We start from the raw sequence: 17,117 nt of genomic DNA on the forward strand, positions 1-17,117 counted from the left end.
TTGCTCGCGGAGGCCGTGGCCTTCGACGACGTGGACGGAGCCGAAGCCGAAGCCGAAGCCGAAGCCGAAGCCGAAGTCGTTGACGACGACGGTGACGAAGTCTCCTGGGTCACCGCCAGTCGAGGGTCCCGCCTGCCGGCGGCGCCTCCCCCGCTCCTGGCCTCGGGAACCGGACCCGCGCTCCCCGGCGTCGGTTCTGCCGACGACTCGCGCTGCTTCGAACTGTCGGGGGACTCGCCCGCCACCGATGCCTCCTCCATTGCGCCGCGCGTCGCGCGTACGCCAACCGAACCGTGAAACCGTTCCGCCACCCACGACAGCGCTTCACGGCGCTGTCCGAACCATCTACCAGTGTCCTGTGTGTGGACTTCCCCCACGTGGTAGACGAGAACGACATACCTATCGGTTCCCTTACAAACCAGTCACGTGCTCTCGACAGACCAATGTGAGAGGGGTCACCCTGTCATTCATCCACGCGGGGAGGCATGGATGGGCAGGAGCCGCAGAACACTTCCGGAAGAGCTTCTGCTGCTGGCGTTGGACCCGACCACGGGTACCACCGCACAGCCGCAGTCGCTCGACCTCGGTCTGGCCGGAGCACAGCTAGTGGAGCTGGCGCTGGCCGGACGGATAGCCCCAGACGGGGATCGTATCGCCGTGGTGGTACCACGGCCGACTGGAGATCCGACATTGGACTGCGCGTTGGAGTTGCTGCGAAGGCGCGGCGCTCCGGTCCGGGCGGTCAACTGGATTGGCGGGCCGCGTCTAGGGCTCCGCCAGACCTACCTCTCGCATCTGGAGCGGTGCGGCATGGTGCATGCCGTGGCCGGTCAGATGTGCGGGGTGTTGCCGACGACTCGCTACCAGGCGACGGACAACGAGATCAGCCGGGAGATCAAGGCCCGGCTGGACTCCGCGATCCGTACCGGCGTGCCACCGGACCCACGGACCGCGGCGCTCGCCGCACTGGCGCACGCCGTGGGTCTCGGCAAGCACCTGTACCCGGGGAACGAGGGTCGCTCCTCACGTTCCCGGTTGCGGGACCTGATCAGGCACGACCCGATGGGCGGACTGGTGGCGCATGCCGTGATGGACGTGCAGAACGGTGTGGCGGCCCAGCCACGCCGTAACCCGGCCCCGGCAGGAGGCCGTCAGGCCGCCACCGCCGGTGGCAGGGGTGGACCGGAGCCCGCCCGTGGCGTTCCGGCCCAACCGCGCCACGGATCCATGGCGCGCGCCGTGGCCCATTAGGACCACTGACCGGCCACGGCACCGCAGACCCGGTCACGGGAGCCGCTGTCCGAGCGGGGCGGAGAGAGTGCGAACTCTCTCCGCCCCGCTCGGCGTGCCGGAAAACGGCCACCGTGCGGACTCCGCACCGCTCCGTGCCACCGCCGCCCTCGCCCCCCACGAACGGGGGTGTACGCGCTGGATATCCGCTGTTCTCCAGCGGCGGGAAGCACCTTGGTGGCAGTCTGCTCAACACCAGATACGCAAAGTGGCAAGTACGAGTAAGTACGAGGCACGCAGCCGGAGGTGCACGTCCCGTGGCGTCCAATGTCAATCCCACCGTCAGGCGACGCCGGCTGGGCCAGGAGCTGCGCAGGCTCCGTGAGCTCAAGGGCATGACGGCGGAGGAAGTGGCGGAACGACTGCTGGTGTCGCAGTCGAAGATCAGCCGGCTGGAGAACGGCCGACGCAGCATCAGCCAGCGTGACGTCCGCGACCTCTGCGGCGTCTACGAGGTCGAGGACCAGCGGATCGTCGAGTCGCTGATGCAGATGGCCAAGGACTCACGCCAGCAGGGCTGGTGGCACGCCTTCGGCGACATCCCGTACAGCGTCTACATCGGCCTGGAGACGGACGCGGAGTCGCTCAGGGTCTACGAACCCCAGATCATCACCGGCCTGTTGCAGACCGGGGCGTACGCGGAGGCCATCATCCGGGGCGGTTCGCCGGAGGCGTCGGAGCAGGAGAACGACAAGCGCGTCGAGGTGCGCCTGCGTCGGCAGAGCCGCATCACCGCCGAGACGGATCCGCTGCGACTGTGGGTGGTCCTGGACGAGGCGTCGCTGCGCCGGGTCGTCGGGAGCCGGCAGGTCATGCGTGAACAGTTGGAGCACGTCATGGAGTTGTCGCAGCAGCCGCACATCACCGTGCAGGTGCTGCCGTTCGAGGTGGGCGCGCACTCGGGCATCAACGGCCAGTACTCCATCCTGGAGTTCGCGGACGCGGCCGATTCGAGCGTCGTGTACATCGAGGGCGTGACCAGCGACCTGTACCTGGAGAAGCCGCACGACGTGCAGAAGTACACCGTGATGTACGAGCACCTGCGGGCCCAGTCCCTGAACGTGGAGCAGTCCCGCCAACTGGTCGAGAGGGTCGCGAAGGAGTACGCGCGCTGACGTCCCGGTAAGACGATCAAGGCTCTCCGGCAGGCAAAGGGGCGGCACTGTACACCGCTGACATGTCTCGTTGGATGTCTCTCCTGGAATATGCCACCCGGTCGAGTGAATGGCTGCTCCGAGGGGAGAGAGTGGCGAGTAGCGTCGATCACGCCAGCCGTCAGTGACGGTTGGCGCAATCCGTTCTGCGGGTCCCTGCTGGAATGCGCAGCCCGGTGACAGCAACTCGGCAACTGGCTACGGAGCGAAAATGACAATTCGTCTGGGCGTCACGGAAACGTGGACGACGTCCTCCTACACCAACAACAACGGCGCGTGCGTGATGGCCAGGTCGACCACCGAGGAAGCACTGGAACTCGGGGACACCAAGATCCCCGAGGGGCCGAAGCTGGCCTTCCCCACAGGCGCGTGGAGCGTTTTCGTGGCCTCGGTGAAGGCCTGAGAAGGCCACAACCACACGGGGACGGGCAACCAGGGACGGACGACAGAGGCAGGCAGAGGGCCGCCGGCAGCCCCGCCACGACGGGACACCTGCCGGTGGCACCCACCACAAGCCCGGTCCCGCCGTCCCGCCCCTCCCCGCATGACTGAAGAGCCCTCTCGACGAGATCGCCGTCCTTGCCGAGAGGGCTCGGCCCATGCCCATGAACTTTCCGTACATCTCGCAACTCCTCCCGGAGAGTCGTCCACGGAGGTACTCGGCGAGGGTCCGCTGCCCGGCGATCCGCGCCTCGACATCCGCCCAGTAGGCGGCGAGCCGGTCGGCCGCCACAGCACTGTCGTCCGCGTCGACGACCTCGGCGATCCGGGCGAGCGGCATGTCCAGCTGCCGCAACAGCGCCACCGTCCGGGCCCGCTCGACCTGGCCCGCCCGGTAGAACCGGTACCCGGTGGCCTCATCGACCCGCGCCGGAGCCAGCAGCCCCAGCCGGTCGTACAACCGCAACGCCTTGGCCGACAACCGCGCCCGCGCCGCGAACGCGCCGATCCCGAGCAGTTCCTCGTCCACCGCGCCCTCCTCCGCCGTCGGGCGGCCCGTCCGCCCGACGACACGAAGGCTGGACCCTGCCCCAGGGACAAGGTCAACGCAGCCACCGGAACCGGCCCCGGAGAAAACCCGGAACCGGCCCCGGACGAGACCCGGAACGGACGGAGCGACCGCCCCTAACCGAGCGCGCTCTCGACCGCCGCCACGACCTCCGCCGCCTCCGGCTCGGTCTGCGGCGAGAAACGGGCGACGACCTTGCCGTCCCGCCCGATCAGGAACTTCTCGAAGTTCCAGCGGACGTCCCCGCTGTGCCCCTCGGAGTCGGCGAAGCCGACCAGCCGCTCGTACAGCGCGTGCCGCCCCTCCCCGTTGACCTCGACCTTCTCGGTCATCGGGAAGGTCACGCCGTACGTCGCGGAGCAGAACTCGGCGATCTCCTCCGAGGTGCCCGGCTCCTGCCCCATGAACTGGTTGCAGGGCACGCCGAGCAGCGTGAAGCCCTTCGCCGCGTACTGCTCGTGCAGGCGCTCCAGCCCGGCGTACTGCGGGGTCAGCCCGCACTTGGAGGCCACGTTCACGACAAGCACGACCTGGCCCGCATACTGCGCCAGCCTGGCGGAACCGCCGCTCAGAGCAGCGATCTCAACATCGAGGGGGGAAGAACCGTTGGTCTCTACAGTCGTCATACCCGGATGCTAGCTCCGGCACGTGACAAGGCATAACAAGGAGTGGCATACGCGACGCATACGCAACGCGACGCTCCCGTGTTGCACGGTCGCTCCCTTCCTCGCCGCCACATCCGCCTCTCCCGTGGATCCGACGACACGCCGAACACCTCGCACCGCCGACCCCATCGAAGCTCTCGGCTGCTGCTGCCCGGCCCCGGACCACAACGGCCCCCGAGGTCACAAATGGCTGCTCCGCTTCCTCTCCGCTTCCTTCGCCATCCACGCCCGACAACCCGCTCGAGCCAGAGTTCCCACGGCCAGGGAGACGAGGACGGCACCCCAGTCGATGACATGCGGCATCCCGGGAAAGAACGCGAAGAACGCCAGCGTGGCGGCAAGCCCCACGACGAACGCCACGATCCCGCCCCGGCGTCGACGCGCCGCGTACCCCGGAGCCGTCTCCGGCCCATGCTGCTCGGTCATGAGGCGCTCACTTCGTGACGTGGTGACACTGACCGACCCGCTGCACCCCGTTGACGTAGAGGTGCGCGCACGCCTTGCCGTACTGCGGCAGGCGTTGTGGGGAGCTGCTGCGCAAGGGGTTGCTCGGCGGCGGAGCTGTTCCACGTCAATGCCGTGATCCCGGACCGGTTCCTCCAAGCCGCCCCGGTATCCCCTGCCTCCGGTGACGAAGCCTCAGCCGCCGTTCGCGCGGCGGCGGAAGGACCCCAGTGCGAGGGCGGTTTCCTCCGGTCGGATCCGGGTGACTCCGTGCAGGGTTCTCGCAGGAGGCGCCGAAACGGCTTCCCAGGTGCGAGCCAACTGGGCCCGCGATGTCGCTCTGCCACCCACGCTCAGGGGTGGTGACCCGAACTTGTGTTGGAGGCCTTGTGCCCTCATGTGACGTGTGGCACAGTCCAGCGCCACCGAGTGTCAAAAAATGACATCCAGTGCCATACGTTCCGGGAGCCCCCTCGTGAACCAGCAGCGAACCGTGCAGGACGGCACCGACGCCCTGCACGCCATGGCAAGCCGCAAAGCGGCCTTCCGTCTCTTGCCGATCCTGTGCCTCACGTACTTCATGGCGTTCGTGGACCGCACCAACGTCGGTATGGCCAAGACGTCACTCGAAGCCGACGTGGGCATCAGCGCCGCGGCGTACGGCGTCGGGGCCGGCATCTTCTTCCTGAGCTACGCGTGCCTGGAGGTGCCCAGCAACCTGATCATGTACCGCGTCGGGCCGCGGCGCTGGATCACCCGGATCGCCGTGACCTGGGGTCTGCTGTGCTCCTGCATGATGTTCGTGCAGGACGAACTGTCTTTCTACGTCGTCCGGTTCCTGCTCGGCGCGGCCGAGGCCGGCCTGTACCCGGCGCTCATGTACACCGTCACGATCTGGTTCTCGCAGAAGCAGCGGGTGACCGTGGTCGGGATCCTCTACCTCGCCGTGTGTGCCGGTTTCGCGCTCGGAGGTCCCCTCGGTGGCGCTCTCATGGAGCTCCACGGAGCGGGCGGACTGTACGGCTGGCAGTGGATGTTCCTCGTCGAGGGCCTGCTCACCGTGGTCGTCGCCTACTTCGTGTGGCGTCTCGTCCCCGACCGGCCAAAGGACGCGCCGTGGCTGACGGCGCGGGAGGCCGCGGTGCTGACGGACCGCGCGGTCATGCGGACCGCTCCGGGGCACGGCACCCTGAAGGGCAACGTCAGGATCGCCTTCGCCCGGCCGTTCATCCTCGCCCTGTCCCTGATCTACTTCGCGAACCAGGTCAACAGCGTGGCGATCCAGTACAACTTCCCGTCCATCGTCGAAAGCCTCGACGTCGAAGGGTCCTTCCTGATCGGTGTCGTGAGTGGCAGCGCCGGTATCGCCGCGTTCGTCGGCGTGCTCGTGATCTCGTGGATCCAGCGCCGCGTGCGGAACGAGATCCGGGTCCTGACGTACGTGACGGTCGCCACGGTCCCGGTGGCGCTCGCGTACAGCGTCTCCGACGGCGCCGTCCTGCGCATTCTGCTGATCGACGCCGCGATGCTGCTGCTGGTCGGCATCCTCCCGCTCTACTGGTCGGTCGCGATGGCGAGGATGTCCGGGCTGATGGCCGCGGCCGGGCTCGCGTTCATCAACACGGTCGGGCTGCTCGGCGGGTTCGTCGGCCCCTACCTGTACGGGCTCGCCGAGAGCCGGGGAAGTGAGTCCGCCGGGCACGCCGTGCTCGTCGGAGCCGCTGTCCTCGGCGTGCTGCTCCTGCCGGTGCTGCGTCGCACCGTACGTTCCGAGGACAGGCGGTCCATTCGTGATGCCGGCCTGGGCTCTCCGGCCGGCGCGGAAGGGGTGAAGTAACCATGCGGAACCGTGTCATCGCCGTCCTGCTCGGCATCATGCTGGCAGCCACCTCGTTGGGCGTGACGTCGCCCGCGAGTGCCCACGAGACGTCCGTCGTGCGGCACACGAGTCTCGGGTCCGTCAGGGGCGTCGACCAGAGCCGGCCCACCGGTACCCTCGCCTGGCTCGGCGTCCCGTACGCCGAGCCCCCCGTCGAACGGTTGCGCTGGCGTGCTCCGGTGACCCACCGCCCCTGGCGCGGAGTGCGCGACGCACGCCGCTTCGGGGACGGCTGCATCCAGGAGGGGCGGCTCTTCAGCCCGGCGCCGAGCGGTCCGCACTACGGGCTCGACATCCGTGACGGCCTGAAGGAACCCGTGGGTTCGGAGGACTGCCTCACGCTCAACGTGTTCCGGCCGTCGACCGTGCGAAAGAACCTCCCGGTCATCGTGTTCCTCCATGGCGGAAGCAACATGGTCGGCTACGCGGCGGATCCGATGTACGACGGGCGGGCGCTGGCGCGCAAGGCGGACGCGGTCGTGGTCACCGTGAACTACCGGCTGGGTGTCTTCGGATGGCTCGACCTGCCCGGGCTCAAGAACCGGGGGCCGGACGACGACTCGGGCAACTTCGGAACGCTGGATCAGGTCGAGGCACTTCGCTTCGTCAACCACAACGCGCACGCGTTCGGCGGCGACCCGTCGAACGTGACCGTCATGGGCGAGTCCGCCGGCGCGGTCAACGTGTGGGCGCTCATGGTCTCGCCGCTCAGCAAGGGTCTGATCGACAAGGCGATCCCGCTCAGCGGCGGTCTGAGTTTCGCCACGCCGGCGTCGGCGCGCGCCTACGCCGAGAAGTTCGTGGACGAGGCGGCGGGTTCGGCTCGCGACCGAGGCGATGCCGTGCGCCGCCTGAGGTCGATGTCCGCCGACGCGCTCATCCGCGCGCAGGTGCGTCTGGGCGCCGAAGTCGGAGATCCGCCCCGGGTGATCGCGGACGGCTCGGTGCTGCCCACCGACTACCACGCCGCGATCGCGTCCGGACAGTACCGTGACATCCCGGTACTCGCCGGCAACACCCTGGAGGAGGGAAAGCTGTTCGGGTCGGTCATCGGCGCGTACCGCCCGACCGACTACCAGCGTTTCACGTGGCAGTACCGGTTCGATCCCGACCGGCCGTCCCGGTGGGAGGTCGACGACTTCATCGTCGACCGCTATCTGCCGGTCGACGGTCCCGGCGGATGGAACGAGGAGGCCGGCCGGCTGACCGACGCCGTCTTCACCGGAATCGTCCTGGACTCCATGAACTCCCTGAAGGCGGCCGGAAACGACCGCCTCTTCCACTACCGGTTCGGCTGGAACCAGGAGCCCGCTCCGTTCGACGAGGTGTACGGCTCGGTCCACGCCATGGACCTGCCGTTCCTGTTCCACACCTTCGACGAGGGGTTCTTCGCCTTCGCGTTCAGTCGCAGGAACGAGCCGGGGCGTCTGCAGTTGTCGGACATGATGATCGCCAGTGTGCGCGCGTTCGTACGCACCGGGAGTCCGCAGCATTCCGGCCTCGGCGCGCAGTGGAGTCAGTGGCCGCACACCATGGACCTCGACGCCGGGGACAGAAGGGCGACCGCCAGGCCCGGCCTGTTCGGCGGGTAGGCGGCGCCGACCACACGCGGGGGGAGACAGCCGGCCCGGCCTCCCCCCGCGACCGTGGTCATAGACTCACGACGACTTCGCGCGAAGACGTCGAGGAGTCGAGGAGGGGAGGGGCCGTGGCCGAACGGGGGCTGGAGACGAAGTACCGCATCGCGGAGACGGCGATGGCGCTGTTCCTGGAGCAGGGCTACGAGAGCGTCACCGTGGAGGCCGTCGCGGACGCGTCGCAGGTGTCACGGCGTACGGTGTTCCGGCACTTCGACGGCAAGGACGAGCTGGCGTTCCCCGATCACTCCGCGCGACTGGAGCTGCTGGCGCGCCACCTGGTGAAGCCGACCGGGGGACGGTCGCCGGTGGACGTCGTCGTCGCGGCCACCGAGGTGGTGATGCTCGACTTCCTGAGCAGGCCCGAACTGGTGCTCCAGCGCTACCGGCTGACCCGGGTCGTGCCCGAGTTGCGCAGGCGTGAGGTGCTCGAGAACGAGCGCTATGTCGCCCTGACACGGGCGTATCTGCGGGACCGGCTGCCCGCGGACGGTCCGGCGTTCCTGCCGGTGGCGCTCTCCGCGCTGATCGACGCGATGCATCGGTCGGCGCTCGGCAACTTCGCCCGCAGCGGCGGGACGGCGGACGCGTACGCCGAGCTCAAGGAAGGCATGGAGTGGATCCGCCGGATGTTGGCCGAGGAACCGGCTGCGGGCAGCCCCCTGCTGTTCGCCGTGCTGCCGGACACGGCGGCCGCACGGCACGCGCTGTCGGTGCTGCGCGGCGAGGCACAGGACCTGCTCTGAGCCCGGCGCGTCAGCCGCAGTCGATGCCGGGTATGCCGGGCGTGCCGGACCGTATGGCAGGGGCGCCGCGGGTCCGGCCGTTCGGCTGTGGCCGGTCGTTCCCTCAAGGGCTGCTGTTCCCCGTCGACTACTCCACGTCGACGCCGTAGTCCCGGACCAGTTCCTCCAGGCCGCCCCGGTACCCCCTGCCTCCGGTGACGAAGTCCCAGTCGCCGTTCGCGCGACGGCGGAAGGACCCCAGTACGAGCGCGGTTTCCTCCGGGCGGCCGTCGGAGACCGGCAGTTGGCCGAGTGGGGAGCCCTCGGTGTCCAGCAGTCGGATGCCGGCGTCGGTGAACCCGGAGAGGTCGGCCGCGGGGTTGGCGACAGGATCGATGGCGGCGATGACGACGAGGCGGTCGGCGTGTGCCGGCAGGGCGTCGAAGGAGACCTGGACGGCGGCTCTGTCCGGTGCGACGGGGACGAGCGCGCGGACCGTGCCGTCGGGTGTGCGGGGGTTGTTGTAGAAGACGAAGTGGTCGTCGTCCAGGATTTGGTTGCCGTGACAGACCAGCGCGCACACGTCCAGGGCGACGCTGCCCGACCAGTACATGCCCAACACGTTGTGGTCGTCCGTGCCGGCCCCGCCGCTGCCGCCACTCCTGCTGTCACTGCCTGTGTCGCTGCCGGTCTCACTGTCCGGTGCTGTCCGCTGGGCGGGCACCGGGCGCCCGCCGCTGCCCAGCCGTCCGCGCAGTCCGTGGCGGTGCAGCAGGTCGACCAGTTCGGAGCCCGCCACCAGTTCCAGGGGCTTGCCGTTGGCGAAGGTGTGCGAGCCGGGGCCGAACGCGGACGTCGTGACCAGGACACCCTTGTTGGCGCCGGCGTCCTGGACGGTGCCGTACAAGTCGCGGACGGCGGTCGGGGGAACGGTGTTGCGGTAGCGCTTGACCTGCACGACGATCTTGCCGCCGCGGATCGGGGCCGGGTCCAGCGCATCGACGTCGACGCCGCCGTCGTTCGAGCGCTGGGTGGTCACGGCCTGCATGCCCATGGCCCGGAACAGATCGGCGACCAGCGTTTCGAAGGCGACGGGATCCATCTCGTACAGATCCGGCTCTTCGCCGTCTCCATGCGTGACGACGCCGTTGCCGACGTCTTCGGGAAGCCGGCCGGGTCGCACGGGCGCGTACTGGTCGGGGCGCGAGGACAATTGCCCCCGGAGTCCGTCCACCAGGCAGTTGACCGCGTTCACCTGTTCCAGATGCAGCGCGGCGAACGTCGAACGCGAAGCCATGACAGTGCCGAGGAACATGGGTGTCCGTCTGCCGGTCGTCGGGTCGTGATCGTCCACGAACCCGTTCAGCGCGACCGATTCCAGCGCGCCGAACTCATCGGCTGCGAACAGGTCCCGCAGAACCAGCAGGAGACACTGCGCGAGTACGTCCCGGTACAGGGCGCGGCGCTGCGTGACCGGCCGGGGCGACTCCTTCATCTGATCGGCGTTGATCATGTAGCGCGCAGACTTCGTCTCCGGGACGATGTCGTACCTGGGCAGCTCCCAGTTCAGTACCAACTGGCGCGCCTCCGAGTCGTACGCCGCGGACAGCCGACGGGGCAGGTCCTGGGGCCAACCGGTCGAGGCGTAGAGGGCGGCGGAGAAGTACTCCACCGCGGCCTCGGGATCTCCGTTGCGAAGCCCCGTCGCCATCTCCGCGATGCCGGCGTTGTGCCGACGGATCTCGTCCAACCGGGCCTCGGCCCACTGCTGGTACTGCTCCTGATAGGTGGCCAACTGGTGCTGACGCTGCGCTTCAGCGGCCTGCGCGGCCTGCCAGTCGTGCTCGAACCTGGAGCGGGCCTCCGCCTGTGCCTGCGCTCGCCGCGTGGCGGTCCAGCCGCTCTGCTGCGGCTGGTACCGGTGGGGGTCCGGCATGCGGATGGGGTGTGCGAGCTGCCCCGGGGAGAACGCCTCGATCTGCTCCGGCCGGGTGAGCGCGTCAGCCCTGAACGCCGGAGCCCGGCACCCCGTCGCCAACAGGCCCTGCAACGAATCGATCTGCGCGTCGAGCTCCTGCGTACGACGCCGGGCCTCCGCCTCACGCTGCTCCCGGTACGCCGCTTTCTGCTCACGGTAACTGCGTGTGATCTCCCGCTGGTGGGCGCGCTGCTGCCACTCCTGCTGCCGCTGGTATCTGGCTTGCGCCTCCTGCTGACGTTGCTGTTGGCGCTGCGCCTCGGCCCAGACGGCGACCAACTGGTTGGAGCGACGACTCATGCTCTACAGGCCCTCCCCCCGGCGACCTGGCATGTATGCGCCAGACCCCGACCCCATAACCAGCAGTGATGGGACGACTCTAGTCGGCAACCAACGCAGTGCGCGTCCGTCCGTGGGATGAAGCCCGTTGTGGCCGACGAGCTCGGCGGTGCGGGCCGGGGCCAACCTGGTGACGTGAGTGCGGGGACGCCGGCCGGGGTGGCCGCGGCTCCGGCGCGTCATGCCCCGGCCGAAGCCGAGCGACCGCGGCAGAGGGGCACCGGTGGAGAACCTTTCACTCGCGCGGGCCAAAACCTGTCATGACTGATGTAGACATGCATCCGCGAGGGAGTTAACGTGTCTGCTGTAGCCAGGAAGTCGGTGAGGCGTGGCAGACATGGACTGCCCGCGCGGAACAAAGGTTGTGGCACGGCGGTGGAGTGGTGGGGCCGGAGTAGGCTTTGGGTCCCCTCGCTGATCGCCGGGCCCGGTGGCCTCATGAGGGCCGCCGACAGTACGCAGGACCCGCAGCATCAAGAGGTTGGACAGAAGGAAGAGAAAAGGAGGCGGACGCCATCAGGATCGCCCGGGCGAGAACGGTTCGCTCGGGTACCGCAGGCACCGGAACGGAAGGTGGTCCCACGGTCACGCATCCGCGATCCCCGCACTCTCCGCCCCCTGTCGGGGGCCGGTGCGGAAACAGAAGGCCGGCCTCGCAGTAAGCCGGTCGATGGTGTTACAAATCCCTCGGGGCCTTGGTGCCGTACGGCACCAAGGCCCCTCGACGCATTCCCCCATTAGAGGTGCAGATGACCGCAGACACACCGCTCGACCGCATCGATGACGACGACTACCCCGCTTACACCATGGGACGAGCAGCGGAGATGCTTGGTACCACGCCCGCTTTCCTGCGGGCCCTCGGCGAAGCCCGGTTGATCACGCCCCTGCGCTCCGAGGGCGGCCACCGCCGCTACTCCCGCTATCAGTTGCGTATCGCCGCCCGAGCCCGGGAAATGGTTGACCAGGGGACTTCCATCGAGGCGGCTTGCCGCATCATCATCCTGGAGGACCAGCTCGAAGAGGCCCAGCGCATCAACGACGAACTGCGACGCGGTGATGTCGGGGCTGGCCACAAGGCGGACGCCTGACCTGCACCTCACAGTGAACGGCAGCCCTACCGGGCCCGTGGCCGGCAGCCGATCAGGCCGGGCGTCGCAGTCCGGCCTGGGGCGGCAGCCCGAAAGCCGCGTGGCCGGTGCTGCCGTGTCGGCCCTCGGACCGGCAGTCGAGTGCCACCGAATGATCCGCACCCGATGTGCCGGTCGCGCATGCCGCGGCTCACCGGGCGCCCCCTGCGCCCTCACCGCTGTCCTGTACCGGGGCTCGCGGTTCTCCCGTCGGTCAGATGGACATGGGGGCGCCAAGCATCGCGGAAGCCCGCTGGAGCGGGTCGACGATCCTCGCGGCTGCCGTCTCCGCGGTCTCTGCGGCCTGGGAGGCGGTGCGGCAGGTGAAGCCGAGCTGAGCCATGGCCCGGAGGACTTCGCCGCCGCTGAAGTCACGGCGGTCCTGGCGGGTGATGACCTGACCGACCTGCTTGGCGGGGTAGTGACGGCGCCCGATGATCACGGAGTCGCCGGTGACCGGCTCGGGCTTGACGCCCTTCATCGATTCCAGCACGCCGGCCTTGGTGAGCTCGAACGGGAAGCGGGCAATAACACAACGCACGATGCCTCACAAGGAGAAGAGAGGGGAAAAGAAGAGGGCGACCGCGGTGAGGCGGTTCAGCGGGAGAGGGCGGGAACGCCCAGGGCGTTGCCGTGGGCGTCGACCACGGGCAGGATCCCGAGCCGCCGGTGCCGCATCGCGTGCTCGGCCTCGGCCACCGTGGTCAGCGGCGAGGCGAAGAGCCCGCCGTCGTCGGAGATGTCACGCAGGCGGACCCGGTCGGTGAATCCGGAACTGTCCCGTACGGAGGTGAGCCGGGCCCGGGTGACCAGGTCGGTGTACTGGCCGTCCTCGTCACAGACGACGAGGTGATCCGTGCGGGCGGCGGCCATGACGGACAGCGCCACCTCGATGGTCATGTCGTTCCAGACCTGGGGCCCGGCCGCGCCCATGGCATCGGCAACCGTCCTGTGCACGGCGTTGCCGCTCGTTGAGCGGGAACGCGTCTGGACCAGCGTCAAGAGGTGCCTCCTGCAGAGATGGTTCAGCTTCCTGATCAGGACGGTTCCGGGTTCTGGAGACCGGGACCCGGCTTCTGGGCCCCGGGTCCCGGCTTCCGGGTTTCTAGGCTGCCGCGTCGGAGACGGACCGCCGTGCGGGCGCGCGCCGGGCCGCCGGAACGGAGCGGCGCCGGCCGCGTGAGGTGGCGCCGCGCTTGGGGCGTTCGACCACCGGTGCGGTGATGACGACCGGGATGCCGGAGGGGGCCTGGGCGCCGGTGATGCGGTGCAGGGCCTCCGCGCCCGCGCGGACCTGGGTGGTCTGCGGGACGATGCCGGCCATTTCCATGAGACGGGTCATGGCGCGGCGCTGGTTCGGGGTGACCAGGGTGACGACGCTGCCGGACTCCCCGGCGCGGGCCGTACGGCCGCCGCGGTGGAGGTAGTCCTTGTGGTCGGTCGGAGGGTCGACGTTGACGACGAGGTCGAGGCTGTCGACGTGAATGCCGCGCGCGGCGACGTTGGTCGCCACCAGCACGCTGACGTGCCCGTTCTTGAACTGCGTCAGCGTACGGGTGCGCTGCGGCTGCGACTTGCCCCCGTGCAGGGAGGCGGCCCGCACCCCGCTGTTCAGAAGGTGCTCGGTGAGGCGGTCCACGGCGTGCTTGGTGTCCAGGAACATGATCACGCGGCCGTCGCGTGCGGCGATCTCGGTGATGGCCGCGTGCTTGTCGGCGCCGTGGACATGGAGCACGTGGTGCTCCATCGTCGTGACCGCGCCGGCCGACGGATCGACGGAGTGCACGACGGGGTCGCTCAGGTAGCGGCGCACGAGCAGATCGACGTTGCGGTCGAGCGTGGCGGAGAACAGCATGCGCTGCCCCTCAGGACGGACCTGGTCGAGCAGGGCGGTGACCTGCGGCATGAAGCCCATGTCGGCCATCTGGTCCGCTTCGTCGAGGACGGTGACGGACACCTGGTCCAGTCGGCAGTCGCCGCGTTCGATGAGGTCCTTGAGACGTCCGGGGGTGGCGACGACGAGCTCGACACCGCGGCGCAGCGCGCCGGCCTGCCTGCTGATCGGCATCCCTCCCACGACCGTCGCCAGGCGCAGCTTCACGGAGCGGGCGTACGGCGTCAGCGCGTCGGTGACCTGCTGGGCCAGCTCACGCGTCGGTACGAGGATCAGCCCCAGCGGCTGCCCGGGCTCCGCGCGCTGCCCGGCCGTACGGGCCAGCAGGGCCAGTCCGAAGGCGAGGGTCTTGCCGGAACCGGTACGCCCCCGGCCGAGGACGTCACGGCCGGCGAGGGAGTTCGGCAGCGTCGCGGCCTGGATCGGGAACGGGACGGTCATGCCCTGCGAACCGAGCGAGGCCAGCAGTTCCTTGGGCATGTCGAGATCGGCGAAGCTCTCCACGGCGGGCAGTGCCGGGGTGATCGTCTTCGGGAGGGCGAACTCGCCCTGCAACGCGGCGGGGCGGCGGCTGGGACCGTTGGAACGAGCCGGTCCGCCGGAGCGGTTCGGGGACGACGAGCCGAACCGGTTGCCGTTCTTCGCGGGGGCGGCGCCGCCGCCGTTCCGGGTGCGGCCGAAGCGGTCGTTCGTGCGTGTGCGGTTCATTACGAGACCTTCCTTGATACGGCACATATCAAGGAATTCCCGCAGCAGTGAGCAGCATGGAGAATTGCAAGAACGGGCCGAATGGAACACGAAGATGAATCGTGCGCCATGATGTGATCGAGAGGGGATGCTCTGGTATCCCCGAAGCGGAATCCGTGTGCGTAAGTGCGCGGATTCCTCATAGTCGTCCCGCAGGCGAAATCACTGCGGAAAGCGCGGAAAGTGCGTACAGCTGGGGCCCGCACCCCGAAGGATGCGGGCCCCAGCTGTAAGTGTGCGCCGACGTCAGGCGGGAACGATGTTCTCGGCCGTCGGGCCCTTCTGGCCCTGCGCGATGTCGAAGCTGACCTTCTGGCCTTCGAGCAGCTCACGGAAGCCCTGGGCGGAGATGTTCGAGTAGTGGGCGAACACGTCAGCGCCGCCACCGTCCTGCTCGATGAAGCCGAAGCCCTTTTCTGCGTTGAACCACTTCACGGTGCCAGTAGCCATGTTTTGTCTCCTTCGGGGCAGTGAGTCGGCACCCGCACTGTACGGATGCCGTGTCGCCGCGATGATCACCCCGCCGGAAAAAGAACCGGTGCCAAAAGGCACTTCCAGTGGCGAAGAAGCCGACTGAGAAGAACTTGGAATTTCGGGAACCACAACTGCAACTGGGATAGACAGTAGCACGTCGCGGCGGTCCGTGTGCCTTGAAGAATTCCACTCCGATCGTTACTGCAAGGAAACTGCCTGCACGGTTCCGTAAAACTCTCACTCCGCGGATGCAGATATAATGTCGTCCAGACCCGCTGGTCCGTAAATCCCCGACTCCGGCCACGAGGACGACGGCCCGGACCGGTGAAGGCGGAGCCCGCGTAGCGGTTCAGCCGCGGGCAGGCCCCGGAGGCCGACCACGCGTAACAGCTCCAGCCGTTCAAGGGCCGGCAGAACGAACTCGCCGCGCCGGCTTCCCCGAGCACCTGAACGACGAGCGCCGTCCCGGCGTCGTCGGGCGGTTCATCTCGCTCGCCGAGGAGGCGGGCCTGCTCGGCGACGGCGGTCGGTGTGACATCGGTGCGCTGGGAGACCACCCTGAGCATCGCGCAACCGTCAGACGGGGCCCTGCCCGGCGATGCTGCCGGCCGGGTCGTCGAGCAGGGCGATGCGGGCGGTGACGCGTTTGCCGACGGGCTCGCGCTGGACCACGAGACTCCGCGCGACGGCCATGACGATCTCCAGCCCGTGCTGCCCCACCCGCTCGGCGTCGGTGGCCCGGGCCGCCGGCAGCGCCGGCTCGGAGTCCCACACCACCACCTCGACCGTGTCGCCCGCGATGCGCAGGTCCATCAGGACGGGGCCCGGCGCGTACTTGCGTGCGTTGGTGACCAGCTCGCTGACCACCAGCTGTGTCAGGTCCAGGGCGCGCTGCGGGACGCGCAGGCCGTGCTCGGCCTGTACTCGTGCGAGGAAGTCCGTGGCAAGGTGGCGGGCCCGGGCGATGGACGTGCCCTCCCCGTCCAGGGCCACTGTGGTCTGCAGGGCCGGCCGGTCCAGCGCGGCTCCGTCCTCGTCCATAGGCACGGGTTCCATCCGACCGCCTTCGCTTCCCGGCTCACACCTCCGCGCATACCCGGGCTTGCGCCGGTACACGCCCTGCGCCCCCTGCCGGGCTCCCTTTCCCGGCGCCGGAGCATCGTTTCGGCCGTTGGGCAGGCAGCACTTCGGGCGGAAGGTCTGGTGTGCAAGTATCACCGACATGGCCGAGGAACCAGTACCGGGCAGCGAACAAGCCGGACAGCGCGGCGGACTGTCGGTCGTGACCACCGCCATCGACGGCGTCCGGGTGCTCCACCTGACCGGGGAGATCGACCACCACACCTGCGAACCACTGCGGCAGGCCCTGAACACACTCACTGCCGACCGGCCCCGCGTGGTCGTCGACATGAGCCGGGTCACCTTCATGGACTCCAGCGGCATCAACACCCTCATCGTCGCCTACAAGAACGTCACCGCGGCCGACGGCTGGATCCGACTCGCCGCACCCACCGCCCCTGTACTGCGCGTTCTGCAACTCGTCCGCGTCGACGACCTCATCACCTGCTACCCCGACCTGAGCCAGGCCCTCGCCCCTCAGAGTCCGTAACACGATCTTGCTGAAACGTCCTGGTCGGCCATGACCGGTGTGACCACTCGGCTGTTCGTGAGGGTGTGACCACTCGGCCGTGGATCGTGGACGATGACGTGTGGGTGCTGATCGAGCCGTTGCTGCCGCCGCGGCCGGAGAGGTCG

At 68.8% G+C, this 17,117-nt stretch carries 17 protein-coding genes and 1 pseudogene; 9 read left to right on the plus strand and 9 right to left on the minus strand.

What is annotated here, in order from left to right:
• Nucleotides 1-15 precede the first annotated feature (15 nt).
• The 4 genes from ACFYQA_RS29695 to ACFYQA_RS29710 all read left to right on the plus strand — a co-directional run bounded on the left by ACFYQA_RS29695 (nt 16) and on the right by ACFYQA_RS29710 (nt 2,847).
• A complete protein-coding gene (locus tag ACFYQA_RS29695) occupies nt 16-297 on the plus strand; it encodes a hypothetical protein (RefSeq protein ID WP_388924229.1) in 282 nt (93 codons plus the stop codon).
• 192 nt (nt 298-489) lie between these two features.
• Nucleotides 490-1,251 carry a GPP34 family phosphoprotein gene (locus tag ACFYQA_RS29700; RefSeq protein ID WP_388924232.1) on the plus strand — a complete coding sequence of 254 codons (762 nt, stop codon included), beginning with the start codon at nt 490-492 and terminating at the stop codon, nt 1,249-1,251.
• Nucleotides 1,252-1,547: 296 nt separating this feature from the next.
• Entirely contained in the window at nt 1,548-2,405 is an 858-nt protein-coding gene (locus ACFYQA_RS29705) for a helix-turn-helix domain-containing protein (RefSeq protein ID WP_381206935.1), read from the plus strand.
• Nucleotides 2,406-2,655: 250 nt separating this feature from the next.
• Nucleotides 2,656-2,847 carry a DUF397 domain-containing protein gene (locus ACFYQA_RS29710; protein WP_388924236.1) on the plus strand — a complete coding sequence of 64 codons (192 nt, stop codon included), beginning with the start codon at nt 2,656-2,658 and terminating at the stop codon, nt 2,845-2,847.
• A 201-nt stretch (nt 2,848-3,048) separates the two neighbouring features.
• Here the strand turns inward: ACFYQA_RS29710 and ACFYQA_RS29715 are convergent.
• From ACFYQA_RS29715 to ACFYQA_RS29725, 3 genes and pseudogenes are all read right to left on the minus strand, one after another.
• Nucleotides 3,049-3,414, minus strand: a pseudogene (locus ACFYQA_RS29715) (MerR family transcriptional regulator); the annotation flags it as partial.
• Between the two features lie 155 nt (nt 3,415-3,569).
• A complete protein-coding gene (locus ACFYQA_RS29720) occupies nt 3,570-4,079 on the minus strand; it encodes a glutathione peroxidase (RefSeq protein ID WP_388924239.1) in 510 nt (169 codons plus the stop codon).
• 219 nt (nt 4,080-4,298) lie between these two features.
• Entirely contained in the window at nt 4,299-4,544 is a 246-nt protein-coding gene (locus tag ACFYQA_RS29725; RefSeq protein ID WP_388924357.1) for a hypothetical protein, read from the minus strand.
• A 493-nt stretch (nt 4,545-5,037) separates the two neighbouring features.
• On the opposite strand from ACFYQA_RS29725, the gene ACFYQA_RS29730 reads away from it, so the two are divergent.
• From ACFYQA_RS29730 to ACFYQA_RS29740, 3 genes are all read left to right on the plus strand, one after another.
• Nucleotides 5,038-6,399, plus strand: coding sequence for an MFS transporter (locus ACFYQA_RS29730; RefSeq protein ID WP_388924242.1), 1,362 nt, complete (start codon nt 5,038-5,040; stop codon nt 6,397-6,399).
• A gap of 2 nt (nt 6,400-6,401) precedes the next feature.
• Entirely contained in the window at nt 6,402-8,033 is a 1,632-nt protein-coding gene (locus ACFYQA_RS29735) for a carboxylesterase/lipase family protein (RefSeq protein WP_388924245.1), read from the plus strand.
• A gap of 116 nt (nt 8,034-8,149) precedes the next feature.
• Entirely contained in the window at nt 8,150-8,824 is a 675-nt protein-coding gene (locus ACFYQA_RS29740) for a TetR/AcrR family transcriptional regulator (RefSeq protein ID WP_388924248.1), read from the plus strand.
• A 127-nt stretch (nt 8,825-8,951) separates the two neighbouring features.
• On the opposite strand, the gene ACFYQA_RS29745 is transcribed toward ACFYQA_RS29740, so the two are convergent.
• Entirely contained in the window at nt 8,952-11,081 is a 2,130-nt protein-coding gene (locus ACFYQA_RS29745; RefSeq protein ID WP_388924251.1) for a restriction endonuclease, read from the minus strand.
• Nucleotides 11,082-11,869: 788 nt separating this feature from the next.
• Here ACFYQA_RS29745 and ACFYQA_RS29750 point away from each other — a divergent pair.
• Entirely contained in the window at nt 11,870-12,208 is a 339-nt protein-coding gene (locus tag ACFYQA_RS29750; protein ID WP_388924254.1) for a MerR family transcriptional regulator, read from the plus strand.
• A 253-nt stretch (nt 12,209-12,461) separates the two neighbouring features.
• Here the strand turns inward: ACFYQA_RS29750 and ACFYQA_RS29755 are convergent, their stop codons facing one another.
• The 5 genes from ACFYQA_RS29755 to ACFYQA_RS29775 form a co-directional block, all read right to left on the minus strand.
• Nucleotides 12,462-12,788, minus strand: a complete 327-nt coding sequence (locus tag ACFYQA_RS29755; RefSeq protein WP_388924256.1) for an SCO5918 family protein — start codon at nt 12,786-12,788, stop codon at nt 12,462-12,464.
• Nucleotides 12,789-12,844: 56 nt separating this feature from the next.
• Nucleotides 12,845-13,249, minus strand: coding sequence for a CBS domain-containing protein (locus ACFYQA_RS29760; RefSeq protein WP_388924260.1), 405 nt, complete (start codon nt 13,247-13,249; stop codon nt 12,845-12,847).
• A gap of 103 nt (nt 13,250-13,352) precedes the next feature.
• Complete coding sequence (locus ACFYQA_RS29765; protein ID WP_388924263.1) at nt 13,353-14,849, minus strand: DEAD/DEAH box helicase; 1,497 nt, start codon at nt 14,847-14,849, stop codon at nt 13,353-13,355.
• Between the two features lie 285 nt (nt 14,850-15,134).
• Nucleotides 15,135-15,338 carry a cold-shock protein gene (locus ACFYQA_RS29770; RefSeq protein ID WP_030730357.1) on the minus strand — a complete coding sequence of 68 codons (204 nt, stop codon included), beginning with the start codon at nt 15,336-15,338 and terminating at the stop codon, nt 15,135-15,137.
• A 600-nt stretch (nt 15,339-15,938) separates the two neighbouring features.
• Nucleotides 15,939-16,418: an ATP-binding protein gene (locus ACFYQA_RS29775; RefSeq protein WP_388924266.1), complete on the minus strand. Its 480-nt coding sequence runs from the start codon at nt 16,416-16,418 to the stop codon at nt 15,939-15,941.
• A 166-nt stretch (nt 16,419-16,584) separates the two neighbouring features.
• Here ACFYQA_RS29775 and ACFYQA_RS29780 point away from each other — a divergent pair, with 166 nt between their 5' ends.
• A complete protein-coding gene (locus tag ACFYQA_RS29780; RefSeq protein WP_388924269.1) occupies nt 16,585-16,971 on the plus strand; it encodes an STAS domain-containing protein in 387 nt (128 codons plus the stop codon).
• Nucleotides 16,972-17,117: the final 146 nt, after the last annotated feature.

Origin of the sequence: Streptomyces sp. NPDC005774, assembly GCF_042871645.1 — a bacterium.
In the GTDB taxonomy this organism is placed as follows: domain Bacteria; phylum Actinomycetota; class Actinomycetes; order Streptomycetales; family Streptomycetaceae; genus Streptomyces; species Streptomyces pratens.